The 25295-nt window shown below is 65.4% G+C and carries 27 protein-coding genes; 12 read left to right on the plus strand and 15 right to left on the minus strand.

The window, feature by feature from the left end; translation table 11 throughout:
• Positions 1–11: 11 nt before the first annotated feature.
• Entirely contained in the window at positions 12–158 is a 147-nt protein-coding gene (locus ACZYY4_RS12500) for a hypothetical protein (protein WP_463810300.1), read from the minus strand.
• A gap of 382 nt (positions 159–540) precedes the next feature.
• On the opposite strand from ACZYY4_RS12500, the gene ACZYY4_RS12505 reads away from it, so the two are divergent.
• From ACZYY4_RS12505 to ACZYY4_RS12515, 3 genes are all read left to right on the plus strand, one after another.
• The gene (locus ACZYY4_RS12505) at positions 541–948 is read left to right on the plus strand and encodes a four-helix bundle copper-binding protein (protein WP_463810301.1); all 408 of its coding nucleotides are present in this window, start codon (positions 541–543) and stop codon (positions 946–948) included.
• Between the two features lie 340 nt (positions 949–1288).
• Positions 1289–1579 carry a copper-sensing transcriptional repressor RicR gene (gene ricR, locus ACZYY4_RS12510; protein ID WP_085267015.1) on the plus strand — a complete coding sequence of 97 codons (291 nt, stop codon included), beginning with the start codon at positions 1289–1291 and terminating at the stop codon, positions 1577–1579.
• A gap of 666 nt (positions 1580–2245) precedes the next feature.
• Entirely contained in the window at positions 2246–2890 is a 645-nt protein-coding gene (locus ACZYY4_RS12515) for a DUF5134 domain-containing protein (protein WP_463810302.1), read from the plus strand.
• Positions 2891–3016: 126 nt separating this feature from the next.
• Here the strand turns inward: ACZYY4_RS12515 and ACZYY4_RS12520 are convergent, their stop codons facing one another.
• The gene (locus ACZYY4_RS12520) at positions 3017–3796 is read right to left on the minus strand and encodes a DUF2182 domain-containing protein (RefSeq protein ID WP_463810303.1); all 780 of its coding nucleotides are present in this window, start codon (positions 3794–3796) and stop codon (positions 3017–3019) included.
• 3 nt (positions 3797–3799) lie between these two features.
• Positions 3800–4240 carry a heavy metal-responsive transcriptional regulator gene (locus ACZYY4_RS12525; RefSeq protein WP_463810304.1) on the minus strand — a complete coding sequence of 147 codons (441 nt, stop codon included), beginning with the start codon at positions 4238–4240 and terminating at the stop codon, positions 3800–3802.
• 121 nt (positions 4241–4361) lie between these two features.
• On the opposite strand from ACZYY4_RS12525, the gene ACZYY4_RS12530 reads away from it, so the two are divergent.
• Positions 4362–4658 (plus strand): DUF1490 family protein, encoded by a 297-nt coding sequence (locus ACZYY4_RS12530; RefSeq protein WP_463810305.1) that lies wholly within the window; start codon positions 4362–4364, stop codon positions 4656–4658.
• Positions 4659–4713: 55 nt separating this feature from the next.
• Positions 4714–7044 carry a copper-translocating P-type ATPase gene (locus ACZYY4_RS12535; RefSeq protein ID WP_463810437.1) on the plus strand — a complete coding sequence of 777 codons (2331 nt, stop codon included), beginning with the start codon at positions 4714–4716 and terminating at the stop codon, positions 7042–7044.
• A gap of 184 nt (positions 7045–7228) precedes the next feature.
• On the opposite strand, the gene ACZYY4_RS12540 is transcribed toward ACZYY4_RS12535, so the two are convergent.
• The 6 genes from ACZYY4_RS12540 to lpqS (ACZYY4_RS12565) form a co-directional block, all read right to left on the minus strand.
• Complete coding sequence (locus tag ACZYY4_RS12540; protein WP_463810306.1) at positions 7229–8428, minus strand: PPE family protein; 1200 nt, start codon at positions 8426–8428, stop codon at positions 7229–7231.
• A gap of 18 nt (positions 8429–8446) precedes the next feature.
• A complete protein-coding gene (locus ACZYY4_RS12545) occupies positions 8447–8710 on the minus strand; it encodes a PE family protein (protein ID WP_463810307.1) in 264 nt (87 codons plus the stop codon).
• A 236-nt stretch (positions 8711–8946) separates the two neighbouring features.
• Positions 8947–9396 carry a putative copper homeostasis (lipo)protein LpqS gene (gene lpqS, locus ACZYY4_RS12550; protein WP_463810308.1) on the minus strand — a complete coding sequence of 150 codons (450 nt, stop codon included), beginning with the start codon at positions 9394–9396 and terminating at the stop codon, positions 8947–8949.
• Between the two features lie 3 nt (positions 9397–9399).
• On the minus strand, positions 9400–10671 hold the full coding sequence (locus tag ACZYY4_RS12555) for an MFS transporter (protein WP_463810309.1): 1272 nt from the start codon (positions 10669–10671) through the stop codon (positions 9400–9402).
• Positions 10668–11855 (minus strand): PLP-dependent cysteine synthase family protein, encoded by a 1188-nt coding sequence (locus ACZYY4_RS12560; protein ID WP_463810310.1) that lies wholly within the window; start codon positions 11853–11855, stop codon positions 10668–10670. The genes ACZYY4_RS12555 and ACZYY4_RS12560 overlap by 4 nt, the downstream gene beginning before the upstream one ends.
• Before the next feature lie 106 nt (positions 11856–11961).
• A complete protein-coding gene (gene lpqS, locus ACZYY4_RS12565; protein WP_463810311.1) occupies positions 11962–12411 on the minus strand; it encodes a putative copper homeostasis (lipo)protein LpqS in 450 nt (149 codons plus the stop codon).
• A gap of 353 nt (positions 12412–12764) precedes the next feature.
• Here lpqS (ACZYY4_RS12565) and ACZYY4_RS12570 point away from each other — a divergent pair, with 353 nt between their 5' ends.
• On the plus strand, positions 12765–14282 hold the full coding sequence (locus tag ACZYY4_RS12570) for a PPE domain-containing protein (protein ID WP_463810312.1): 1518 nt from the start codon (positions 12765–12767) through the stop codon (positions 14280–14282).
• A gap of 514 nt (positions 14283–14796) precedes the next feature.
• On the opposite strand, the gene ACZYY4_RS12575 is transcribed toward ACZYY4_RS12570, so the two are convergent.
• Positions 14797–15201, minus strand: coding sequence for a DUF1761 domain-containing protein (locus tag ACZYY4_RS12575; protein WP_463810313.1), 405 nt, complete (start codon positions 15199–15201; stop codon positions 14797–14799).
• Between the two features lie 105 nt (positions 15202–15306).
• Here ACZYY4_RS12575 and ACZYY4_RS12580 point away from each other — a divergent pair, with 105 nt between their 5' ends.
• Positions 15307–16038, plus strand: a complete 732-nt coding sequence (locus tag ACZYY4_RS12580) for a hypothetical protein (protein ID WP_463810314.1) — start codon at positions 15307–15309, stop codon at positions 16036–16038.
• An 81-nt stretch (positions 16039–16119) separates the two neighbouring features.
• Positions 16120–16692, plus strand: a complete 573-nt coding sequence (locus ACZYY4_RS12585; protein ID WP_463810438.1) for a winged helix-turn-helix transcriptional regulator — start codon at positions 16120–16122, stop codon at positions 16690–16692.
• Between the two features lie 23 nt (positions 16693–16715).
• On the opposite strand, the gene ACZYY4_RS12590 is transcribed toward ACZYY4_RS12585, so the two are convergent.
• Both ACZYY4_RS12590 and ACZYY4_RS12595 read right to left on the minus strand, forming a co-directional pair.
• Positions 16716–17084: a hypothetical protein gene (locus tag ACZYY4_RS12590; protein ID WP_301632504.1), complete on the minus strand. Its 369-nt coding sequence runs from the start codon at positions 17082–17084 to the stop codon at positions 16716–16718.
• Positions 17085–17493: 409 nt separating this feature from the next.
• Positions 17494–17799, minus strand: coding sequence for a hypothetical protein (locus tag ACZYY4_RS12595; RefSeq protein ID WP_463810446.1), 306 nt, complete (start codon positions 17797–17799; stop codon positions 17494–17496).
• On the opposite strand from ACZYY4_RS12595, the gene nhaA reads away from it, so the two are divergent.
• Positions 17714–18871 carry a Na+/H+ antiporter NhaA gene (gene nhaA / locus ACZYY4_RS12600; RefSeq protein WP_463810315.1) on the plus strand — a complete coding sequence of 386 codons (1158 nt, stop codon included), beginning with the start codon at positions 17714–17716 and terminating at the stop codon, positions 18869–18871. The two genes, ACZYY4_RS12595 and nhaA, sit on opposite strands and share 86 nt — an antisense overlap.
• A gap of 381 nt (positions 18872–19252) precedes the next feature.
• Here the strand turns inward: nhaA and ACZYY4_RS12605 are convergent, their stop codons facing one another.
• Together ACZYY4_RS12605 and ACZYY4_RS12610 are read right to left on the minus strand one after the other, a co-directional pair.
• Positions 19253–19621, minus strand: coding sequence for a hypothetical protein (locus tag ACZYY4_RS12605; RefSeq protein ID WP_463810316.1), 369 nt, complete (start codon positions 19619–19621; stop codon positions 19253–19255).
• Positions 19622–19885: 264 nt separating this feature from the next.
• Positions 19886–20758, minus strand: coding sequence for an enoyl-CoA hydratase/isomerase family protein (locus ACZYY4_RS12610; RefSeq protein WP_463810317.1), 873 nt, complete (start codon positions 20756–20758; stop codon positions 19886–19888).
• Between the two features lie 92 nt (positions 20759–20850).
• Between ACZYY4_RS12610 and ACZYY4_RS12615 the strand changes: the two genes are divergently transcribed.
• Positions 20851–21834 carry a winged helix-turn-helix transcriptional regulator gene (locus ACZYY4_RS12615; RefSeq protein ID WP_463810318.1) on the plus strand — a complete coding sequence of 328 codons (984 nt, stop codon included), beginning with the start codon at positions 20851–20853 and terminating at the stop codon, positions 21832–21834.
• 132 nt (positions 21835–21966) lie between these two features.
• On the plus strand, positions 21967–22224 hold the full coding sequence (locus ACZYY4_RS12620) for a DUF3297 family protein (RefSeq protein ID WP_463810319.1): 258 nt from the start codon (positions 21967–21969) through the stop codon (positions 22222–22224).
• A 184-nt stretch (positions 22225–22408) separates the two neighbouring features.
• Here the strand turns inward: ACZYY4_RS12620 and ACZYY4_RS12625 are convergent, their stop codons facing one another.
• Positions 22409–22954 (minus strand): DoxX family protein, encoded by a 546-nt coding sequence (locus ACZYY4_RS12625; RefSeq protein WP_463810320.1) that lies wholly within the window; start codon positions 22952–22954, stop codon positions 22409–22411.
• 284 nt (positions 22955–23238) lie between these two features.
• Here ACZYY4_RS12625 and ACZYY4_RS12630 point away from each other — a divergent pair, with 284 nt between their 5' ends.
• On the plus strand, positions 23239–25263 hold the full coding sequence (locus tag ACZYY4_RS12630) for an alkaline phosphatase family protein (protein ID WP_463810321.1): 2025 nt from the start codon (positions 23239–23241) through the stop codon (positions 25261–25263).
• The last annotated feature ends 32 nt before the right edge of the window (positions 25264–25295 follow it).

Consider the following 25295-nt stretch of genomic DNA (forward strand, 5'->3'; position numbering starts at 1 on the left):
GGTGCCGGTCATTACGTGGTGGCGCGCTGGTCGCCGGCGATTCGGATGATCGCGTCGGCGACCAGTTGCGGTCCGGTCAGGACCACTTGATGATTCGAGTGCAACGCGGCGACGTGACGCGCGGCGAGCCGCGCCGCAGTCTGGCGGTGCGCCGTCATGAACGCCTCGCGGATGGGCCTGTGAAGATCGTCGATTTCATCCCCGAGGTGAGCGTGACCGGGGTGTCGCCGACGGTTGGTGGGTTTCGTCGCAGGCTGCGCAGGCTGACATGCGTCACGGTAGGAGCGCTGCCCATGGCAGGACGAACGCGTGGGAGACCACCTGGCATGACAGCCGCCCGGTGCCAGCGACAGTCCCACCCGCGCACCATATACACCGGGGTTACGTGCGCAAACGGTTTGCGGGACAGTCCAGCTCGATCGCGTGTTGCGCCCCGCGTCCCCAGCGTCGGGGCAGACCGGCGTGGTTTAGGTGCATACCCGCCCCGGGTACAGCGTTGCTGTCAACGAGAACGCAGCAATCGACTCCAAGGAGGGGCACATGAGCACCACGGGCAGCATGCTGGAAACCTACCCACAAGACCTCGGTGGCGTAGACCGAGACAAGCTGGTCGCCTGTATCGAGGCATGCATCGAATGCGCGCAGGTATGCACTGCGTGCGCAGATGCCTGTCTCGGTGAAGAATCGGTCGACCAGCTGGCCAAGTGCATCCGCACTGACCTCGACTGTGCGGATGTCTGCGAGGCCACCGGCCGGGTTTTGTCCCGACACACCGGCTATGACGCCAATATCAGCCGCAACATACTGCAAGCCTGCGCCACCACCTGCAAAACCTGTGCACAAGAGTGCGATAGCCATGCCGGGCGCCATGAGCACTGCCGCGTGTGCGCAGCGGTATGCCACCGGTGCGCGCGGGCATGCCACGAGCTCATCGAGGCGCTTGGCTGAATGCCTCGCGCTGGCATCGCTGGCACCCCAACCGGCGTGCGGAGCGAGTCGACGCTGACGGCGGCGATCTCATGTAGGGCATATCGACGGGGCTGCTCCCTGGTGATCGCCAACGTGAACTGCTGCGATTGCCGGGGCGGCGCCCCCGCCGTCATCTGATGTACCCCTACGGGGTAGGTACCATGGGCGGCATGACACCTACCGATCCTCTGCCGTCGGGGGGTCCTGGCTTCTGCCGGGGACTGTTGACGCCGCGGTCGACGATCGGTCGCCGCTGGGGCGTGATCGGCATGGCCGATGCGGCCGAGATCACCCCACGGCGAAGATGCCAGGAGGCCAGATGACAACCCCGCACGGATATTCGGCGCAGAAAGAAAACTATGCCAAACGACTGCGCCGCATCGAAGGGCAGGTTCGTGGGATCGCCAAAATGATCGACGACGACAAGTACTGCATCGACGTCTTGACCCAGATCAGTGCGGTCAACAGCGCCATGCGGTCGGTAGCGCTGAGCCTGCTCGATGAGCACCTCGATCACTGCGTGACCCGCGCGGTCGCCGAGGGTGGCGACGATGCCCACGCAAAGCTGGCCGAAGCCTCCGCCGCCATCGCGCGCCTCGTGCGCTCCTGACCGCGACGGCGCGGTTAGCAATCACGGTCGGACTGGCGTGCCCACCACTTGGCATCGAACAACAAACCTTGACCATCGTACCCTACCGGGGTATGGTCGAAGACATGAACGAGACCAAGGAAACCCAAGCCAGTTGTTGTAAGTCGGGCACCTGTAACTGCGGCGACGCTGCGTGCACTCAGGGCCCGGGCTGCCAGTGCGGCCACCCGAAGTGCACTTGCAACAACTGATCAACCCACCACCCAAGCACCGCCACGGCTCTTCGCCCCCTTGGCCTAGGTTCGCTCAATGCGACTGAAGGCCAAGGGGTGCGGTGCGGGCCGAATCCTTCTCACCGCAGGCCACTAGCGGAAGCGCGACATGCGTCGCGCTCGACGAGCCAGCCACCGACATCACACCGTCGGGCAGGAGCACCAGTGCCCGGCGGGCGCTTTTTCGTGTGCTGACGTCGGCGGGTGAACACCGCACGTCCGGAGCCGGCGCGACGGCTGGGGTGGCTTACCTCTGGCAACACCAAACGGACCGTAAGGCAGATTTGATGCAGACCGCGCAGCGCGCAGACCGGTACTGGTTGAGGGCACTGTCGTGTGCCGGATTTGGGTCAGCGGGAGCCCGGCCGGTGTCAGCGCCGCGCGGAGCGTTCGCCAGGTCGCGGCGTCGCGTTTCGTGATCGACGACCTCGCGCTGCGGTGGATTGTCACCGTCCTGTTCGCTGCCAGCATCGCTGGATACGGGTGCATCCTTGCCGCGCAACACAACCGGTGGACATGCACTGTCAATCACCTGCTGCACCTGGCGATGGCGGCAGCCATGATTGTGATGGCTTGGCCCGCTGGGATGGGCCTGCCGGTGGTCGGACCGATGGTCTTCTTCTTGCTCGCCGCTGGCTGGTTCGTGCTGGCGCCCGGTCGGGTGTTCTCCGGTATCGCTGACCGCCTGATCAACAGCTATCACGCCATGAAGATGACGGCGATGGCGTGGATGTATGCGGTGATGAGCGGCCACTTGCCGGGCCAGACCTGCCACTCATCCGACCATGCCATGTCTGGCTCGCCGGGCATGCACATGGCCGAGAGGGACATGCCGGTATCGGAGATGTCTTCGACTGCCTCCGAACCTGGATGGATCACCATAGTCAACGCGATCGCCGCTGTCGGCTTCGCCATCGCGGCGCTGTACTGGCTGTACCGCTATGTCGCCGAACGTCGAAGCAACGCTGTGTCGCACCGCGCGCAACTGGTCGTCCTCGGGCCGTTATGCCAGGCATTGATGGCGGCCGGCGCGGCCCTCATGTTCGCCGTGATGGTGTAGCGCTCAGCCCGGTTCCTTCAAGGTCTGCGCGATGCTCTGGCGGGAGGGAAATGACCGACGTCGGGGCCGGGCGTGTCCAGCCCTGATCGGCGAGCTATTGCCCGCCACAGGAAAACGCTCTCCTCGTTAGAGGAGGTGGCTGACCAATGCGGGGTGCACCAGCAGCACAACGCCAAGGACCACAAACATCGCCCCCGTCACCCGTCGCGGCCAATCGCTGAGGGAGGCGATTCTTTCCAGCCAGATCACCACCGAGAGCGCTAGCATCCACGCCAATTGCATGGTGCCGAAGGCGATTAGGAGTACGAACAGCATCCAGCAGCTGCCGAGACAGAACATGCCGTAGCGGGCGCCAGCACACAGTGCCCGGCCCGGGCCGTTGGGTTGCGCGCCCGGCCGCGGGGACACTGACGCCAGCGGGTGGCAGTGCCGCAGGCAGGTCGCTTTCCACGGCGTGAGCTGATACAGCCCGGCGGCCACCGCTGCGGCGCCTGCAAAGCGGCCCGACCACGGATCGGCGTGTGCCAGTGGTCCATTGAGGTGGCTCCACGCCCAGAAGGCCGGGAGCCCCGTGGCGCTCCACAGGGTCAGGTATCCGGCGACGAAGACAACCGCCGGGGCGGCGTTGCCGACGGCAGCGCCACTATAGGTGCGCACCACGGGCAGGACCGCGGGAAGCATCATCGCCGCCATCATGGCCACCCACGCGAGCAGGAACGCGGCCAACGACATCGGCGTCATGGTGTCCATGGGCATGTCTGACGGGGCGTCCATGGACATGGCGTCGCCGCCCATTCCTGCGGCGCTGACCACAGACCACCACCAGCCCACACCTGCCACACCCAGCAGGCCCGCCGGCAGCCACGTATCCGTCCACGACGGCTGACGTGCCTCGCTGCTGCTCATTGTCTAGTCGCCAACGGGAGCGGGGTCGACGGTGGCGTCGGCGTCCAGATCGCTTTCCAGAATCCAGCACACCGTGGACTGGTCGTGTTCGGTGGGCGCGGCCTGCGTCGCGTGGTCGAGAAGAGTCTGCAGGTGGCCTTCGAGGGCGACCAGTTCGGCGATCTGCGCGCGGACTTGGTCCAGACGGGTATGCAGGACCTGTTGCACGTGCCCGCACGGCAGCTGGCCGCGGTCGTGGATCGCCAGGATTTGGCGCACCTTCTGCAAGGTCAGCCCAGCGGCCTGGCCCCGATGGATGAACCGCAGCCGATCCACGACCCTGGGCCCATAGTCGCGATACCCCGACCCGGTTCGCGCCGGTGGCGGGAGCAGCCCCGCGTTCTCGTAGAAGCGAATGGTTTTCGCGCTGGTATTGCTGAGTTTCGCTAGTTCGCCGATCTGCATGTGACCCATCCTTGACCTTCCACTGTACTGGAAGGTCAAGGATGGGTTCGTGTCGCTCCGCAGCGACCGTGGCCGACTGGTCACCGTCTGGCGGGGCAACGACAGGAAGGGAGCGCTTGGTATGGCGTGGCATGGGTTCTTGATGAAAGCGGCGCCCACGGTGGTGACCGGGGTGGTGGGGGTTGCGGCGTATGAGGCAGTGCGCACGGCCGTGGCGAAGGTTCCGCTGCGCAAGGCAACCGTTGCTGTGACCGCATGGGGCATCCGGGCTGCCCGCGAAGCGCAGCGCACGGCCGAAACGAACACGGAACAGGTCCGATTGACGGTCGCCGACGTGGTGGCCGAGGCACGAGAGCGCGCCGGAGAGGACGTCAAACCGGTGACGGTGACGTGCTCGGGCGACGGCGATGACCACTGAGGTCCTGCCGGCCGCCGACGCCACGGCGACGGTCGTATCGGACGCGTCAGGTCGGATGCGGTTACACGTCACCGGATTTAATGTCGATGCCGTCCGGGCCGTCGCGATCGAGGAGACCGTGGCCACGGTACCCGGTGTGCAGGCGGTGACGGCCTATCCGCGCACCGCATCGGTGGTGATCCGGTATACGCCGCAGCGCTGCGACACCGCGGCGGTGCTGTCGGCGATCGGGCAAGCCGAGCACATCCCTGCAGAGTTGGTGCCCACCCGTGCCCCGCATTCCGGAGATGCCCGCACCCCCGGGGTGGTACGCAAGGCCATCGGTGGACTCCGCCGATTACTGGGCGCCCGGGCCGATAGCGACGCGCCGCGCGACACCGAGGGTAGTGGCGGCTGCGGGCAGGGACAGGGCGGTGCGTGCGGCACGGCGTCCTCGGGCGAGCTGAACAGGCGTGAGCAGCGGAACTGGTTGCGGCGGTTGCGGCTGGCCATGCCGTTGGCGCTGCTGGCATCGGTGTCGACGATGGTGTTCGGCGCCTACCCGTGGGCGGGGTGGCTGGCGTTCGCGGCGACGGTACCGGTGCAATTCGTCGCCGGGTGGCCGTTCCTGCGCGGCGCGGTGCAGCAGGTGCGGGCGGGAAGCGCCAACATGGACACGCTGATCACATTGGGCACATTGACCGCATTCGGCTACTCCACGTATGAGTTGTTCGCCGGTGGCGCACTGTTCTTCGAGACGGCGGCGCTGATCATTGCGTTCGTGGTGCTGGGTCGCTATTTCGAGGCCAGATCCACGAGCAAGGCGTCGGAGGCGATCGGCAAGCTTTTGGAGATGGGCGCCAAGGAAGCCTGCCTGCTCGTCGGCGGGCAAGAAATTCTCGTGCCGGTTGATCAGGTACAAGTCGGAGACCTGGTACGGGTACGGCCTGGGGAGAAGATCCCGGTCGACGGCGAGATCACCGACGGGCGCGCCGCCGTCGATGAGTCAATGCTGACCGGCGAGTCCGTCCCGGTCGAAAAGTCGGTGGGCGACCGCGTTGCCGGTGCGACGGTCAACATCGACGGGCTGCTGACCGTGCGCGCCACCGCCGTCGGCGCCGATACCGCGCTGGCGCAGATTGTGCGCCTGGTCGAGCAGGCACAGGGCGGCAAGGCGCCCGTGCAGCGACTGGCTGACCGGGTCTCGGCGGTGTTCGTCCCGGCCGTCGTCGGGGTTGCCGCGGTGACGTTTGCCGGGTGGACGCTGATCGCCGCCAACCCGGTCGCCGGTATGACCGCCGCGGTGGCGGTGCTGATCATCGCGTGCCCGTGTGCGCTGGGCCTGGCCACCCCGACGGCGATCACGGTCGGCACCGGCCGCGGCGCGCAGCTGGGGATCCTGGTCAAAGGCGGCGAGGTGATGGAAGCCTCCAAGAAGATCGACACCGTGATCTTCGACAAAACCGGCACGCTGACCCGCGCCCAGATGCGGGTCACCGATGTGATTGTCGGCAAGCGGCGCCAGCCCAATCTGGTGCTGCGGATCGCCGCGGCGGTCGAGTCGGGCTCTGAGCACCCCATCGGTGCGGCGATCGTTGCGGCCGCGCGCGAGCTGGGGTTGCAGATTCCGGCCGCCACGGCTTTCGCCAGCCTCGCCGGGCACGGGGTGCGGGCCCAGATCGACGGCCGCACCGTGCTGGTCGGACGTCGCACGCTTGTCGACGATCACGATTTGGTGCTGCCGGAGCACCTCGCCGCGGCGGCCACCGAACTCGAAGATCAGGGCCGCACCGCGGTGTTCGTCGGCCGCGACGACCACGTTGTGGGCGTGCTCGCCGTCGCTGACACGGTCAAGGACGACGCCGCCGACGTGGTCGCTCAACTGCACGCCATGGGCTTGCAGGTCGCCATGATCACCGGTGACAACGCTCGCACCGCCGCTGCGATCGCCACGCAGGTCGGCATCGACCGGGTCCTGGCCGAGGTGCTGCCGCAGGACAAGGTAACCGAGATCGAGCGGCTACAAGACCAGGGGCGGGTGGTCGCGATGGTGGGCGACGGCGTCAACGACGCCCCCGCGCTGGTGCAGGCTGATCTGGGCATTGCGATCGGCACCGGCACCGATGTGGCCATCGAGGCCTCCGACATCACGCTGATGTCCGGCCGGCTCGACGGTGTTGTGGAGGCGATCGCGCTCTCGCGGCAGACCCTGCGCACGATCCACCAGAACCTTGGCTGGGCCTTCGGCTACAACACCGCCGCGATCCCCCTCGCCGCACTCGGTTTGCTCAACCCGATCATCGCGGGAGCGGCGATGGGGCTCTCCTCGGTCAGCGTGGTGACCAACTCGCTGCGGCTACGCCGCTTCGGCCGCCACAGCCGACAGGGACTCGCCCCGAACGCCTAGTTACCCGGCATGTCGGGTCACGGCTGCGCACATGGTGCGCCGACGCGCGACGGGAGTGCGACGCGCCGCGCGTTGCTGCGGTGGCGTCCTCGACCATCGCCGTGCTCTCCGCTGGGTTGACCAGCTCATGACGTCATGGCCGGTTGCAGTTTCGAAACCTACTGATTAGACCCTCTTTTTGCGGTTATCCGGCCGGGGGCGACCGGGGTATCACGGTGGGTGCTTGAAGACGGAACTGGGGCCGCGTGCCGGCGGTGTCGGTGGCACGTCCGGCCATACCGGTCAGGGGTGCTGCGCCGAGCAGGCCCGGCGCATCGGTCGAGCCGGTCGCCGTGGCGGTGAGGGTCGCGCCGGGCAGGGCTGCGGTGGGGCTGATCGCCGAGGGCAGCCCGGCCCAGGTGTGCGGCACCGACAGGGCGCCCAGGGAGGCTGCCCGGCCTAACCCGGCCGACACCGTGGCCGGGGCTCCGGCGCCGCCGGTGCCCGCCCAGCCTGCCGGCGCGCCGAGCCCTGCGGTTAGACCCGCCGCGGGTGCCACAGCGGCGCCGGGCGCGGAGGTGCTGGCTGCGCCGGCGGCTGGGAGCAGGGACTTGAGCTGGTTGGCATTTGAGAGCAGCGCACTGGATATCCATCCGGCTGAGCTGGTCATCGACAACCCGGTAGTCAGGGGGCTCAGCGTCGAGCTCAACGACGACACAGATGTTGAGCCCGGCGATGAAGCCGACAGCGGGGCGGCCAGGTCATGTAGTGCGGCCGGCGTCGCCGACATCGCCTGTGCCAGCGTTGCTTGGGTGTTGGTCGCCGCGGACGTGGCGGTGGCTTGGGCAACCGCAGCGGCCTGGCCGGTCGGCACGGCCGGGCTGGTGCCCGGTGGCGGAGAAGTGAACGGGGTCAGCGTGGACGCGGCCGCGGAGGCGCCCGCATAGCCGTACATGGCAGCGGCGTCTTGGGCCCACATTTCGGCGTAGAGGGCTTCGGTCGCCGCGATCGCCGGGGTGTTTTGCCCGAGGAGGTTGGTCGCGATCAGTGACATCAGCTGGCTGCGGTTGGCCGCGATCAGCGAGGGCGGCACCGTCATGGCCCGCGCGGTCTCGTAGGCGGTGACCGCGGCGCGGGCCTGGGTGGCGGCCTGCTCGGCTTGGGCGGCGGTGCTGTTCAGCCACGCCACATGGCCGGTGGCGGCAGCCGCCATCGCCGCTGACGCCGCACCGAGCCAGCGTCCGCCGGTCAGGTCAGCGACCACCGCTGAGTAGGAGCTCGCCGTGGAACTCAGGTCAGCGGCAATCCCGTCCCAGGCCGCGGCGGCGGCCAGCATGGGCCCAGACCCCGGCCCGGAATACATTCTGCTGGAGTTGATCTCCGGTGGGAGCGCCCCGAAGTCCATTGTGCTTCCTCCGATTGCTTAAATGGCCGCGGCCGCGTTGGCGGTTTCGGTGGCCGCGTACGATCCGGCGCTGGCCGCCAGGGTGGCCGTGAACTGTTCGTGAATCGCGGAGGCTTGGGCGCTGACCGCGTGGTAGATCTGGGCGTGCGCGACGAACTGCGCGGCGCTCAGTGCCCGCACCTGGTGGGCGGCGGCAACGATCGCTGTGGTCGCCGAACCCACAGCGGCCAGGTCCGCGGTGGCTGTTGCCAGCAGGTCCGGGTGGGTGACCAGGAATAACATGGGATGTCCTTGTCGGAGCGGTTTTCCAAGGGCGGGCAAGCAGGATGGCTGCCGTGGAACCGATGCCGGTGACGATGTCGCGCTGAAGGTTTCGAATCCGCTGCCATGTCATATGCAAGGCGGGACGGTCGTTGCTTTCAGCGGTAGCTGCCGAGGCGGCGTTGTCGGGCGGTACTGCTCAGCGGTCGGTTATCGCCGGCGGTCGTGGTATCGCACCACAGCCCGATGCGGACCGGTCAGCGACGAGAAACACAGAACCGCGTCAAACGGTCCTGGCCCGTGAAATGTGCGGCGAGCCCACGTGGCGGGCCCCGCCCGGCTGCCGCCACCGACTGCGTGTGCCAACCGGCGACAGCGACCGCTGCCACCATCACGCCCAGGCCCGGCAGCGTCGGGGATGACGACTGGGGCAAGACCGCGGCCACGAACGCCTTGTGGCACAGGCTTGCTGGCCGGTGATCGAGGTGCGGCTGGTCAACGGTGCCCGCCACCGGGCCCGCGTGTGAGGTCAGCACCGGTTGCGGTGCGCCAGGTGCCGCCAGTCCGGGTCGCAGCAGCCCGCAATGGGCAGCGCCGAGCACCCCCAACACCGCGATCGCGGCGATGGCCGTGATGGCGATCAGCGACCGCGCCCGTGACGCGCGGCGCGCGGGGGGCTTGTGGCTGGTCGGGTTCGGCTGGTTCATGGGTCAGAGCCTGATCAGCTGGCTGTGCTCGTCGGTTGGGGTGGTGTTGGGTTGGAGGTGGTGGTCGCGGTCGAGGCGGTACAGGGCCACCACGGCGATGGCACCCACGAGAATCAGTCCAACCCAGAGCAGTTCGCTGGCGCCGAGTTGTCGTGCCACACCCATGAGCGAGCCGGTGGCCAGGTTGCCGACCAGAATGCCGACCCCGACGATGGTGTTGTAGAACCCGTAATGGGTGGCGACCAGCCGGCCCCCGGCCAGTGCGACGACGGTGTCCATCTCGAACGGGAAGGTCGCGGCCGCGCCCACGGCGAGCATCGCCGCGGACATCAGCAGTGCGGCGATCGCCGCAACTGTCCCGAAGCGGGCAGCGTCGGGGATGAGGACCAGCGGCACAAATGAGGCGGCCACGATGGCCATGCCGATGGTCAGGCTGCGCCCAGGGCTCCAGCGGGCGGCGAACCAGGCGGTGATGCGGAGCTGTCCGGCGACCGCGACGATCCCGGACACCACGAACAACGCAGCCACGACGGCGGACTGGGAATGCGGTGCCAGGAACGAGGCCTGCAACGGCAGCGCCAAATAAATCTGGAACGTCAGCACGTAGGAGCCGATCATCGCCGCGGCGAACAGCAGGAAGGACCGGTTACGCACGACGATGCGCCAGTCATCGAGGATGGAGGTCTTCTCCGCTGTGGGATCGGCGGTGTGCTGGGGTAACGCGAACAGCTGCGCGACGGTCAAGACGGCGAACACGACCGCGGCGCCGGCCGCGGTGATGCGGAAGTCGAACGCCATCAACGCCAGCCCGACCAGCGGGCCGAGCAGGATCCCGGCCTGATAGAAGATGTTGAACACCGCGAACGCCTCGACGCGGCGCTCTTCGGCGTCGGCGGCCAGGTAGGCGCGCACCGCCGGGTTGAACAACGCCCCGGCGAACCCTGTTGCCGCCGAGGCGATCAGCACCGCGGGCAGCGACTGGGCGATGACCAACAGGGCGAATCCGCCGGTGCGCAGCAGACATCCGGCCACGATCAGCGGTTTGTAGCCGAGCCGGTCGGCCAGCGTGCCGCCCACGATGAACATGCCCTGCTGGGAGAAGTTGCGCACCCCCAGCACCAGCCCGACTGCCCAGGCCGCCATCCCCAGCGGGCCGGCCAGGTAGCCGGCCAGATACGGCATCAGCATGTAGAAGCCGATGTTGATGCCGAACTGGTTGACCATCAGCACCCGGGCGGGCGCATCGAAGCTGCGGAACTGCGAAACGAACGTCATCGGAGCATCACTCCAGCCGGATCGAGCACGGTGGCACACCGTGTCCAGGACTGCACGACCCGCTCACTGGGGTCGGTGATGACGGCCGGCTCGGCCGGCGGTAGGTGACCGAGCAGGCCGTGTTCGCGGCAGTAGTCGTCGTTGTAGATGGTGTCGAAGTAGCGTTGCGGGCCGTCGGGGAAGACCGCCGCAATCGTGGTGTCGGCTGCCATGGTGCGCGCCGCCCACCCGGCCACCAGTGCGACCGCACCCACACTCCAGCCGCCACTGGCGTGGTGGGTGGCCGCCAGGGAGCGGGCCGCCCAGACGGCTTCGGCGGGGGCCACCCAGTGCACCTCGTCGAACAGTGAGTAGTCGACATTGCGGGGGTAGATACTTGAGCCCAGCCCGCGCATCAACCGTGTGCTGGCGGGTTGGCCGAAGATGGTCGAGCCGATGGTGTCCACCCCGATGACCTTCAGGTCGGGGTTGAACTCGCGCAACACCCGGGCCACCCCTGCGGAGTGCCCGCCGGTGCCCACCGAGCACACCAGCACATCGATGCGCCCGAGTTGGTCGAGCAGCTCGCACGCCAGCGACCGGTAGGCGTCGATGTTGTCGGGGTTGCTGTACTGATCGGGGCACCACGCGTCGGGATCGGCGGCCAACAGCTGCGCGACCCGGTCTTTGCGGGCCTGCTGCCACCCACCGATCGGGTGCGGCTCGGAAACCACATCGACGTCGGCGCCGTAGGCGCGCAGCATGTTTTGCACGATCGGCTCTAGGCCCGGGTCGGTGACCACGGTGACCGGATGCCCATAGGTCATGCCGGCCAGGGCGAGCCCCAGCCCCAGTGATCCGCTGGTGGATTCGACAATGCGGGCCCCGGGCCGCAGCAGGGCGCGGGCGCGGGCGCGCTGCACCATGTGCAGGGCGGGGCGGTCTTTCATGCTGCCGCCCGGGTTGGCCCCTTCGAGTTTGGCCCAGAACCCGCGATCGGTCGTGGTCAGCGGCGCCGAGATCCGCAGCACCGGAGTGTTGCCGACCAAGGCGCTCGGCCGGCGATAAGGACTGCGGGCTGGCTGGCAGCTGGCGGCGGTCTGGGGGGCGCTGGCCAGGATGGATTGCCGTGAACTGCGCAGATCGACGGTGCCGACCGGGAGTTCGGACAGTTCGCAGGGCTTCAAAGACAAGAGATTGGTCATGGGATTGTCGCTTTCAGCGTGAGGCCGCAACGGGAGAGCGCGGCCATTGACATGGGCAGCAGACACCGGCCGTCGTGACAGAGCACAACAGCCTGGCGCTGACCATTCAGCGACGAGAAAGGCAGAACCGGATCAATCGCTCTTGACCCGTGCGGGCACCGGCCACCCCACCGGGCGGGCCCCGCCCAGCCGGCACCACACCAGCGGCCAGCGAAGCGGTGATGACGACCAGAGCCGCCACCAGACCCAGCGCTACCAGGGCGGTGAACGACGACTTCGTGAGCATCGTGGTCGGGAACGGCTCATGGTGCACGCCCGACGAACCGTTGTCAGCGTGCGGGTGATCGAGCGTGATCGCGTGCTCACCGCCCAGCGTGGACATCGAAGCATGCGCAATGTCAGTGGTGTGGGACACCGGCGACAGTACGTCGGAGTGGGCGGCGATGGACAGCATCCCCACCGCCGCCAGCACGGCGACGAGGAACCGTAGCCGTGGACGGCTACGTGCGATGACACGTCGGGCATCCGCCCGCGTCCACCTCCGCAAATACCCCATACCCCCAGAGGGTACTCAGCAGGTGCGTCGGTGTCTACCGCGGGTATGGGCACATTTCGATAACGCTCCTGAGGTCCAGGCGAGACCGCCTCTTGGCGCCGCCGGGTGGGATCGGACGGCTCCGACTCTTTTGTTGAAAACGGTTTTCATCAGCTGTTGGTTCGGGGTACAGTCGCCCGCACCTTGTCGAAAACGATTGTCATTAACGCGCGATGGTGGTTGTGGGACGTCTCTGTCCAGCTGCCGGACCGGGCGTGGTGACACGAGTCGGACGGAGTTCTGGTGATGACGCGGCGTGTGGCGATCGATGGTGTGCCCGGCGACGATCAGGCATCGGTGATCGGGGGTGGGCGATGAGCGCACCGCTGTGGATGGCGTCGCCGCCGGAGGCGCATTCGACCTTGTTGAGCAGCGGCCCGGGGCCGGGTGCGTTGCTGGCCGCCGCGGGGGCATGGACATCGCAGAGCGCCGAATATGCATCGGCGGCAGACGAACTCGTCGCGGTATTGGGGGCGGTACAGGCCGGGGCATGGGAGGGTCCGAGCGCGGAGTCGTATGTGGCCGCGCATGTGCCGTATCTGGCGTGGTTGATGCAGGCCAGCGCTGACAGCGCTGCAGCGGCCGCCCAGCATGAGACCGTGGCCGCGGCCTACACCAGCGCGTTGGCCGCGATGCCGACGATGGCCGAGTTGGCCGCCAACCACGCCAGCCACGGGACGTTGGTGGCGACGAACTTCTTCGGGATCAACACCATCCCGATCGCGCTGAACGAGGCCGATTACGTGCGGATGTGGATCCAGGCGGCCACCACGATGGGCACCTATGAGGCAGTCGCCGGCACGGCGGTCGCGTCCACGCCGCAAACCGCGCCGGCGCCGCAGATCCAGAAATCCGACAGCACCACCAGCGACGGCGGCAGCTGCGGCACCAAAGTAGATCCGTGGACCGGGGAAACTGAGAACGCCTATTGCCCGTCTGACCCGCGCTTCTGGCAGGGCTGGGCATCCGAACTCAGTCAGCAAATCTCCGACGTGCTGGCAAACCCGTCGCAGCTGTCCACCCTTTTCCCCCTGATGGAGGCCGATTTTCTGTTCCACGTTCAGGTGCTTGTGTCGAACCTGCCCCAGATGGCCCCGCAGCTGTTGTCGGTGGGCCTAGGCCTCGCTATCGCCAACCTCGGATTGGCCGCCGGCCTCGCCGGGTTGGCCGGCCTGGCTCAACCCGCCGGGGTCGCTGCCGCGCCGATGCCAGAACCTGTTGCGGCTCATCCCAACTTATGGTCGTCCGCCGGGATCGCCCCGCCCCCGCCAGCTGCTCCGGCCACCGTCGGTAGTGCGGCGCCCGCGGCCCCCGCAGCGCCAGTTGCTGCCGCCGGTGCCGCGACCGTGCCGGCCACAGGTGTTGGCGGATTCGGCTACATACTGGGCGGTGGTGGACCCGGTCCCGCGGTCGGTCCGAGCCTCACCGACCGTAGCCGCGTCAAGGCGCCGGCCTCCGACCTCAGGGTGCAGGAGGCGGTCGCCGCGGCCGCGTCGGTACGGGAGCAGGCACGCGCCCGCCGCCGTCGGCGGGCAACCGTGAAAGGCCGCGGCTACCGCGACGAATACGCGGATCTGGACGACAACATAGACCCCGACCCAAACCGGTCGGCCGACGATCAACTCGCTGCGCCGAGGGCAGCATCCGATCGCGGTGCCGCCACGTTAGGGGTTTCAGGCACGGCCCGCAAGGCCAGCGTCACGCGTGCGGCGGGGCTGACCACCGTGACCGGTGACGCATTCAGCAGGGCCCCAAACGTTCCGATGATGCCAGGGACCTGGAGCAATCACGTTGGGCCCGACAAACCCAGGCACCGGGAGGGCAACAGCTAACCGTTCTCCCCGATCTCAGGCGGGCTCACGTTCCCGAATTGGGGTCGACCCCGTTCTCGGCGGGGACACCTGGCCACCTCTCACCAGCGATCACAGGTGTCAAACATGCCCCCCGCCCCTAGGGCGAAAGCGGCCATTCCTTCGTCCGTCGAAATTGCTTCAGCGCACGCACTTTCGATGCTGCACCTAGGAAATGCAGAGGTACGTGAGACAAACTGTGGTGCAGCCGTCGTGAGACAAGCCGGAAACCCACAGGTCAGCGGGATGTACCGATGCGCTCAACCGTGAGAACCTACATTCTCAGCGTCGGTGTCATGTCCTTGTCATATGTCTCACGAACGTGTCATATGAATAGACGCATATGTCAGAGTGTTCGTGATCGCGACTGCGTCCGTAGCCCGCTTGCTCTGGCGCTGTCTGTGAGGCCGCGACCAGAGCCGGGTATTCGTACTTGGGCAGCGACTAGGCCGATGAAACCATCGCTCAGCGCCGCAGCTAGCGCTGGCTTTCCTGGCTAGAGCAGGCCGATCACGAGAGCCATCGCGAGGAACAGCGCGAGTTGATAGGCGCTGTTGATGATGGTCAGCCGCAGCGGCTTCAATTCAAATGCGTTGTGTTGAAGCAGCGTTGTGGCGGAGAAGGCCAGCCACGCTGCCGCGCCGACGACAATAGCGAGCCATAGAGAGCGGCCACCGGCGGCCGCAAAACTGACCTCGACGGCGACCGCCAGTCCCACCGCCGTCACAGCGTTGGCTACGAGTAGTTGAGCCATGTTCCGCCTGCTGGCGGCTTTGGATTGCTCAGGAGTGATACCGGTGAGGTCCCACCATATGGCCGCGAAGAGCTTTCCGTACCAGAGGCCGGCAACCGCCATCCCTGCGACGACTGCGGCCACTACACCAAACCAGTTCAGTTGCATCTCACGGCTCCTCGATTGACTTGTGGAGTGGAGTCCACCATCCCGCGCGCAACATGTAATATACAAGGGTACAAGCAAAAGTGAAGTAGAGCGGGACGTGGAGGAATGTCCGAGTTACTCGACGAAGTTCTTGACGCATACGGCGGGGTTGAACGTTGGAGGTCGATCCAAACGATCACGGCCCGCGGCCATTTGGGCGGCTTGCTGCCCAAACGTTTCCCCGGCGGCAAGTTGGCGAACTTTACCGTCAGAGTCGACGTCGCCGAGCAGCGCACGATCCTTCATGACTTCCCACACACCGGACTGTGCGCCGTGTTCGACCGAGGTGAGGCGCGGATAGAAACTCCTGAGGGTGACTGCGTCGATGTCCGAACTGACCCTCGCTCAGCCTTCTTCGGGCTCAGTGGAATCCGCCGCAACTTCCGCTGGGATCCACTGGACACGGTTTACTTCGCTGGGTACGCGTTCTGGAACTACCTCACTGTGCCGCATCTGCTCACTCGTGACGGCGTCACTGTGATCGAAGGCAAGCCCTGCCAGGAATCGGGTCGCCGATTGCGACGGCTCCACGCAACATTCCCCGACGGCATGAACACCCACTGCCGACAGCAGACCTTCTACGCCGACGACGAAGGACGCATCCGCCGCCACGACTTCGTCGCTGAACCCGTGGGTACCTGGGCTGGCGCGGCGCTCTACTGCAGCCAGTATCGCCGCATCGACGGAACCCTTTTCCCCACCAAGCGACGTGTGCTCCCACGACTTCCCGGTCAAAGGGTGCTGCCTCGGCCGACATTGCTGGACCTTGACTTCGACGAGATACAGACCGGGCATTGAGGCTGCGGCAAGAGACGAACGAAGGGGTACCCCGTGCGGTCTTACGGTCAATACTGCGGGCTCGCACGCGCATTGGATGTCGTGGGCAATCGGTGGAGTCTGCTTGTTGTGCGCGAATTGCTGACGGGCCCCGCGCGCTACGGGCAACTTCAAGCCGGGCTGCCCGGGATCTCCACCAACCTGCTCACCGAGCGTTTGCGTCAACTGGAAGAAGCCGGCGTCGTCCAGCGCCAGCTAGACAGCGACCGCAACGGCGTTGCCTACGCACTCACACCCTGGGGAAATGAACTCCGGGGCACCGTTGCGGCGCTGGTGAACTGGAGTAAGCCCCTCATGGCTTCCGGCCCGCAGGACGACAGCTTCCAACCCCACTGGCTGGTGGTGGCGCTCGAGTCACTGCTGGGTGGAAAACGCGCCAGGAATCCTGCCACTGCCGGTGTTGAGGTCGACGGCACGACCTTGATAGTCCGCATCGATAGAAGAGGTACCCACGTTGGGCAAGCGGTCGACGAACAACCCAAGACCGTCCTTCGCGCTGAGCCGCCGGTAGTCCTCGGCCTCGCCTCGGGCATGCTCACAGTCCAACAGGCGATCGCTGCGGGAGACCTCAGCGGCGACCAACAAGACCTCGCGGCGGTATTTGCCCCTCGTTAACGCGAGAACCTATACGGCGGCGATTACGCCTGACCTAAACTCGGCCGGTAATCAGCCGCCTCGGACTCGGCAGCAAGCAACGCACCCAGCTCACCCTCCTGCTGGGCGACAAACACACCGATTACTTGCCGGCATACTTCCGGCACGCTCACCCCACGCATATCCGCAATACGTTTCAGCCCGAACAGCATTGACGTAGACACATGAAACTGAACAGCAAACTGACCGCACGAACCATCCTCAGGCGGCGACCCCGGACCCACCACCACAGGTTCATCAACCCCGTACTGGCCCACCTCAGCACCCCGAGCTCGCTCGACAACCCCACCACGATCGCCGCCACCAACGCCGTCGGCCGGATCCCGGAACTCCTCATGACTGAACAAACCCATTCCGCCTACGCTAGACCCCGCAGAATTTCACGCAGCCTCACGCGAAGCGCCGGCTTCAATTACGCGACCCCTCAAGACTTGACCGCGGGCGGCAGATGCTGCCAGGGGCTCGGATGGATCCGACATGGCGTGAGCTCAGCACCGTCACGTGCCAGAACAAGGGCAGACGGCGGCGCCGGCGCAAATGGTCTCGGTCGCGCCGGTTAGGTCGCCGACGGGGCACCGCCGAAGAAATGACACTAGCTTGAGACAAAGCGAGGTGACATCGCGTGAGACAACCTGTATCGCCGCAGGTCAGCGCATCGGGGCATGACAGGCAGCGTGAGAACCTACAGATTTGTAGGGTCCCACGCTGCGTGTCATATTCTCAGCGCCGGTGTCACCTCGATGTCACTTGCCTCAACTCGTGTCATTTGGGGACATCGGGAAGGTTCGATAGCCGATTAGCTATCGCGAGCTTGACGGCGGCAAAACTTTCGCCAGCCGAGAAATGCCCACTCGCCGAATGGAAGAACGCGCAGGCGATGCTGTATCGGACCTGTTCGTCACGGCTGGCTACGATCGGCACGCCGCCGACCGCCGGCGGATGCGTCAGGAAGTGAGCATGCCAGGTGCTGGTAGTGCGGCGAATGTTTGGTTCACAGCTGGCCCCCGGGGTCGCGCTGCTCGTAGCGACGGCAGCCGCTTTGATATGGGCCAACTTGGCCGCCGACACCTACAGCAGCACCTGGGATCTGGAGTTCGGGTGGTCTGGCCTGGGGCTGCGTATGAATGGGCAGCACTGGGTCAATGACGCTCTGATGACCGTGTTCTTCTTCGTCATCGGCCTAGAGCTGAAACACGAACTGACGCAGGGGTCGCTGGCCCACCCACGACGCGCACTGGTCCCGGTTATCGCAGCAGTCGGCGGAGCGGTGGTGCCGGCCAGCATGTTCTTAGCCATGACCTGGGGAACCGATGCGGCAACCGGCTGGGGTGTGCCGATGGCTACCGATCCTGCGTTCGCGGTCGGAGTGTTGGCGTTGGTGGCCCCCCGCGCTCCAGCGGGGTTGCGGGCCATGCTGTTGGCGATCGCCACTGTCGACGACGTGCTGGCGGTCTTGGTGATTGCCTTCGGCTACGCGAATGGGCTGGCCTGGGGCTGGCTGGCGGCGGCGATAGCTGGATGCGCACTCGTGGTGATTATGCGCCGCATCGGTGTGATCGCCATCTGGCCGTATCTGCTCGTCGGAGTGCTGGTGTGGTTCGCCACCTTCCACAGCGGCATCCACGCCACTCTCGCCGGTGTGGTACTGGCCTTGTTGACCCCGGCGGGTCCGGTAGCAGGCCGACCGATCCTCAACGATCTACTGCGGGTGGTGGGCCCGGTGAGTGCTTTCGTGGCGGTGCCGATCTTTGCCCTCGCCAATACCGGTTTGCACCTTGGCTACTCGGTGCTGAGCGAGGCTGCGCACGCACCGGTTTTCTGGGCCGTACTGCTCGCACTTCTGCTCGGAAAATTTCTCGGCGTGGCCGGTGCTATCGCAGCAACCGTCGGCTGCAAGCTTGGCCACCTGCCCGACGAGGTCCGCCCGGGTCATGTGGTCGGGTTGGGCTGCATCGCCGGGCTCGGCTTCACCGTGGCCTTGTTTGTCACGGACCTTGCCTACACCGACATCATCATGATCCAGCACATCAAGATCGGCATATTCGCAGCGTCGGTGCTCGCCGCAATCGCCGCCGCAATCACCCTCGCCGTCACCGATCTGCGGAATCGCTCCGTCGCACGATCAACCAGGCAGCACTGACCGGCGGAGTCCACTCGTCAAGGGACCGGGACGCCCGTTTGCTTTAGCCATATGCCAACTCGATCCAGTGGAGATGTCCTTTGGCCTGTGGCGCGCCGCTGGGATAAGAAGGCACGGCCGCCTCGGAGTGGGTCCACTCGGTCGACGTCGCCGTGGAAATGACACGAACTTGAGACAGACCCGGATGACATTTCATGAGGCAACTGGCATAGCTGCAGGCCTAAATGACTGCGTGTCATATGTCTCACGAACGTGTCATACAGACATGCGCATACATGCCTGATGGACGCCGGTTGCAGTGACGGCGTGAGCGGCAAAGTGCTAACGGTGTTGGCACGAGGGCCCGGATGAAGTCGAACGCGAGAACCTACACTGCGACGATTACGCCTGACCCAAACTCGGCCGGTAATCAGCCGCCTCGGACTCGGCAGCAAGCAACGCACCCAGCTCACCCTCCTGCTGGGCGACAAACACACCGATTACTTGCCGGCATACTTCCGGCACGCTCACCCCACGCATATCCGCAATACGTTTCAGCCCGAACAGCATTGACGTAGACACATGAAACTGAACAGCGAACTGACCGCACGAACCATCCTCAGGCGGCGACCCCGGACCCACCACCACAGGTTCATCAACCCCGTACTGGCCCACCTCAGCACCCCGAGCTCGCTCGACAACCCCACCGCGATCGCCGCCACCAACGCCGTCGGCCGGATCCAGGAACTCCTCATGACTGAACAAACCCATTCCGCCTACGCTAGACCCCGCAGAATTTCACGCAGCCTCACGCGAAGCACCGGCTTCAATTACGCGACCCCTCAAGACTTGACCGCGGGCGGCAGATGCGGCCAGAGGCTCGGATAGATCCGACATGGCGTGATCTCAGGACCGTCACGGGACAGAACAAGGGCAGACGGCGCGCCAGCGTAAATGGTCTCGGTCGCGCCGGTTAGGTCGCCGACGGGGCACCGCCGAAGAAATGACACTAGCTTGAGACAAAGCGAGGTGACATCACGTGAGACAACCTGCATCGTCGCAGTTCGGGACAACGCCGTATGACAGGGATCCCGTCGTCGCGGCCTGCTTCTCTTCTCGGTCTTGCCAGAAGTCTTTTGAGAGTTCGCGCCGCATTGCACGCGCGTCCCGGTCGGTGAAGTCGGCGATGCCCGCGGTTCCTGGAAAAGGCGTGATCGGGACTTCGAACGCAAGCGCGCCCGAGATGTGCAGGTCGGCCCCCTTGTTCATAATGAACTTGGTGCGCCGCACTGTGAGCGGGTGTTTTCTCAGCATCACCTGGCACAGCGCATCGACCTCGGCGGTGAGATCCTCGGGCGCGACGATCCGGTTGACAAGGTCATGGCGCTCCGCGGTCGCGGCGTCGAACAACGCGCCAATCAGGTTCCACTCCTTGGCCTTACGTCGTCCGGCGAATCGCGGCAGCCGCGATGTGCCGCCCCAGCCCGGGGTGATGTCCCAGTCGATCTCGGGCATACCCCACCGGGAGCGGCTGGTGGCGATGACGAAGTCGCATACCAGGGTCAGTTCCAGCCCACCGCCGGTGCAGACCCCGTCGACCGCGGCGATCGTGATCGGAGTCAGATCCTCGATGATCTGCACAGTCTCCTGGTAGAGCCGCGCCTGCCAGTAGGGATCCTCGGGTCCCCAGGTGTTGAACTCGGCGATGTCATCGCCCGCACAGAATGTGTCGCCGGCACCGCGCAGGATGACGATGCGGCACTCGCGGTCCTCGCGAACCTGCCGAACGGCCCGGTTCAGCTCTTCGGACAGCACCCGATCGAGGGCGTTGTGCCGGCGCGGGCGGTTCAACGTGATCGTCGTAATCGGACCTGCTCGGTCGAACAGCAAATTCTGGTAGTCGTCCATGATCCCTCTTCCCGCCGGAGACAGTTACTTGCGTAACGAGACTCTAGGCAAGGCGGTCTTGCTATGCAAGTGACTCCGGTATCCTTCACGGTATGCGCGCTATCTCCGAACCGGCAGTTCTGGACTGCTCGGTGTTCGGCGCGGTAGAGACCACCGGCGACGCCTGGTCATGGATGGTGCTCAGCGAGGCAATTGTCGATGGCATCAATCGGTTCGACGGATTTCAGCGTCGGCTGGGTATCGCGCGATCCACGCTCAGCTCGCGGCTGTCCGGACTTTGCGCGAACGGGTTGATGGAGCGTTGCGAGCAGGACTACCGCCTTACCGAAATGGGTGACGACTTCGTCGGCTGCATCATGACCGCGATGGCATGGGGGGAGCGGTGGTGCGACGACAGTGTCGAGGCTCAGGTGCGCGCGTCCCACCGCGGGTGTACCGATCGGATCCACGGCGAACTGCGCTGTGCGGAATGCCGGGCGTTGGTGCACGCCCGCGACGTGAGCTTCGACCGACGACCGCACGCGATGACCGAGCCGCTGCGACGTCAGCGGACACCGGATCTGCAGCTGTTGCAGCGCGGGTGCCCGGGTTCGTTGGCAGCGACGCTGCAGGTGACGGGTGACCGCTGGAGCGCCCTGATTATCCGCGAATCATTCTACGGATCAACACGATTCGATGAGTTCCAGCAGCGTTTGAGCATCGCCACAAACATCCTCACCCAGCGCCTGCAGCGCCTTGTCGAGCTTGGCATCCTCACCAGGGCCACCTACCGTCAACGACCCGCCCGCCACGAGTACCGGCTAACCGACAAGGGGCTAGATCTCTACCCGGTCCCGTTGTCGATCATGGCGTGGGGCGACCGCTGGCTCTTCGCTGGCCGACCTCCAGTGCAACTCAGCCACGAGAACTGCCGCCACCCCCTTGTGCCACTTCTGACTTGCAGCGCATGCGCCGAACCAATCTCACGCGCCGACATCGCGTTCTCGACAACCCCTGAAGGTCTGACCGAACGAGCGGTCGGACGAGACCGGGGATGCGATCGGTCACGGCGTTCTGGCGGGTCGACAGCTGACTAGCTATCGTCGTGTTATGTCGCGAATGGGGCCGATGCGCGGGCTGCCAGGACCTACGAGCAGCCCGCCGTGGCTTGAGTCGCCTAGGATTCGTTGAGAACCAAACACCTAACGCAGCATTCAACGAAAGTCATCATGCCCGAGGACCAAAGCACAGACGTGCCACCGAATCATCTCTCCATCGATCCGCGCAGCGCGTTCTATGACGAAGAGGTGCTCCGCCGCGACGTGGGTATCCGCTTCAATGGCGTCGAGAGAACCAATGTTCACGAATACGACGTGACTGAGGGCTGGGTGCGTGTCGACGTCCCCACCGCGAAGGATCGCCGCGGAAATCCTATGCTCGTCAAGCTCAGCGGCACGGTCGAACCCTATTTCCGCGGAACAACGTAGCGGACTCCCCTGGGTTACTGACGCGGCTTGGTGTTGATGCTGAACCGGTCGGCAAGTTCTCCGATGCGCTTACCGGCCTTAACGTTTCAAACCGAGGCGATGTTTCATTCGCACGCGCGGTACTGCGGATCGTCGATGGGCGGGTCACCCACCCGCCCTGGGTGGTTCGACGCAGCCAACTCGATCAGGTTGCCGATCCGGCCGACGGGTGTTGTGCGCCGCATGTTCGCGCCGTCAAACGTCGGGCAAGCAAGGCGTCCAAACTGGCCTTGCCGGCTCCGACACACAGCAGCCACCCCAGCAGGCCTATCAACAGCCACTCCGGGGCATAAAACACATTGCTCAAGAAATGCCACGGATCTGGATACTTCTGCGCCAAGTCCGGGCCGATGTCGGTGATCAACGCGCCGACCATATCCCCGGCCAAAAGCAGCGACACGAGCCGGGTGCCAAGGCCCAGTATTAACGCCACACCACCAACGAGTTCCACCACTGCCGTAAACGGGGCGAGCAGCTGCGCGGCCGGAATACCCAGGCTGGCAAACATCGCCGTGAACTTACCGAGATCACCGAGCTTGTCCACCGCGCCGCTAAAGAACATGAACCCGACGGTGAGCCGTAGCACCAAGTTCGGCAGCCAGCCCAGGTTGTTCAGTGCGTCGGTGGCACGACGGTAGGCCGGGCCGAAACGTGCGATGAGCGATTCGTGCGCCTGTGGGGGAGGTGTCATGTCTCCTCAGCGATGATCAGGGTGTAGCCGATATGAGCGGCGTCGATCGCGTCAGCCAAACGAGCAGGGCAACGGCGGTGACGTGAGTAAGCATCCCGTATCCGTTCAGCGCTGCATCCTTTCCTCGTTGTTCGAGACCGGACGCCTCGGACGGGCGGGGTTTAGCGGAGAAGTTGCTCAAAAATACTTTGCTGAAGATCTTGCTGAAACAAATCTCGGAGACCTAAGTTAATACACATACAAAACCGCGTCGCCCCTTGTTTAAGACTAAGGAAGTACCAGCGATGGCTGATGGCCGCGTCAACAAGCACATTCGGCAATCGCGCGGAGCGACCCCCCACCGCTATCGGCGTGCCGTCGGCCTGACCGGCGCGGTCAGCGCGTTTTTGACGGTGGGGCTGGGCCAGCTGGCCGCGGCGCCCAAAGCCAGTGCCGACGAGTTTGACGTGATGATCGACCAGGTCCTCAATGCGATCACCGGCGCTTTGGGCGATCAGGCGGCCGGTTCCGGGGCGGTTCCGGAGCTGGACAGCCTGGGTTCGCTTTCGGATCTGGGGTCGGCGGCGGCGACCAGTCCTGACTGGCTGCATGGGCTGGAGCAGGACTGGATAAATAGCGACTTCGGTCAGCAGGTCGACGCCGCGCTCAATAATTGGTTCAACCAGGTCGATCCCATCACCGGTGTGTGTGGGCTGATCTGCAACGGCTCCGATGGGGTCGGGGGCGGGTTGATCTTCGGCGACGCGGGCAATAGTGCCAACGACTTGGCCGTGCAGGCGATGAGTCAGAACCTGTTGGTCAACCCCGGCTTCGAAACGGCCGACCCGTCCGGGTCGGGCTACAGCGGGGTGACCATTCCGGGCTGGACCGAGACCGGCACCCCGACCGTGATCGAATACGGCACCCCGCTCGGCTATCCTTCGCCGACCTCGACTCCGTTCCCGGACGCGACGGGGTTGTTCGGCTTTCCGCAGGCACCGTCCTCGGGCAGTGGCGACAATTTCGCCGGCGGCGGGCCCGTGGGCACGTCCAGCATCAGCCAGACCGTCGACCTCACCGGCGCAGCCGGAACGCCGTACACGCTGAGTGCAGATCTCGGCGGCCAAACTTGGAACCCGTCCTACGCCACAGTGCAGGTCAACTTCCTCGACGCCAACGGGGACGTGCTGGGCACCGGCTCGCTCAACCCGGTCACGGTGTGGGATCGCTGGGGCTTCACCGGGTTTGAACAACGCGACATCACCGGGACGGTCCCGGAGGGCACCACCTCCGCGCAGGTGACCACGACTTTCACCGACCAGAACGCGTACCTCGGCAACTACAACGGTGCCTACGCCGACAACGAGTCGTTCACGGTCGGGGATCCCAGCCTCACCCCGGCGACACTCACCCCACCGACGTCCGACGTCGGCCATCTGGATCACGTGTTCCTGATCTACATGGAGAACAAGGGCTCCGAAGACATCGTCGACAGCCCCAACGCGCCCTACATCAACAGTCTGATCAACACCTACGGGTCCGCGAACAACTTCTACGCGCTGGGCCACCCCAGCGACCCGAACTACTTCCGGATCCTGGGCGGCTCGGACTTCGGCATCGACTACAACTCTGAGCCGAACGCCATCGACGCACCGAGCCTCATGCAGGAAATGGATCAGGCGGGCATATCGTGGGCCGGCTACGCGCAGAGCATGCCGTCGCCGGGTGCCATCGTGTCATCGGGTGACTACTCCGCCGACGAACTGCCGTTTGCCCAATTCAACTACGTCTACGACAACACCCCCGCCTACCTCCAGGAGCACCTGCTCCCCCTGACGCAGTTGTCCACCGATCTCGCGCACCCGAGCACCTTCCCGGCGTTCACCTGGATCGCTGCCGACGAGGACCACAACATGGAAGGCCCGGTCGACACTTTCAGTGGCGCTCTCCAGTTCATCGCCACCCAGCTCACGGACCATCAGTACAACGTCGCGGTCGGCGACCAGTTCGTCCAGCAGGAGGTGGCCGCCATTCAGCAATCGGCGACGTGGAATGACCCGACGCAGAAGGACGCGATCATCATCACGTTCGACGAGGACAACAACAACCTGTCACTGGGCCTCGGCAACGACGGCAACAACGTTCCGATGATCGTCATCCCGAACCAGGACGCCGTGACGGCAGGGGGGATGCAGTCCGGGAACTTCAGCACCGACGACTACTACAACCAGTACGGCCTGATGGCCACGATTGAAGACGCCTTGGGTGGTCTGGGCCCGCTCACTGCTAACGACATGTACGCCCAACCCATGAATGCTTTCTGGAAATGATGCAGGCGCCGTAGGCATTTGAGGTCGGTGAT

This window comes from Mycobacterium sp. IDUB_21 (assembly GCF_055419425.1).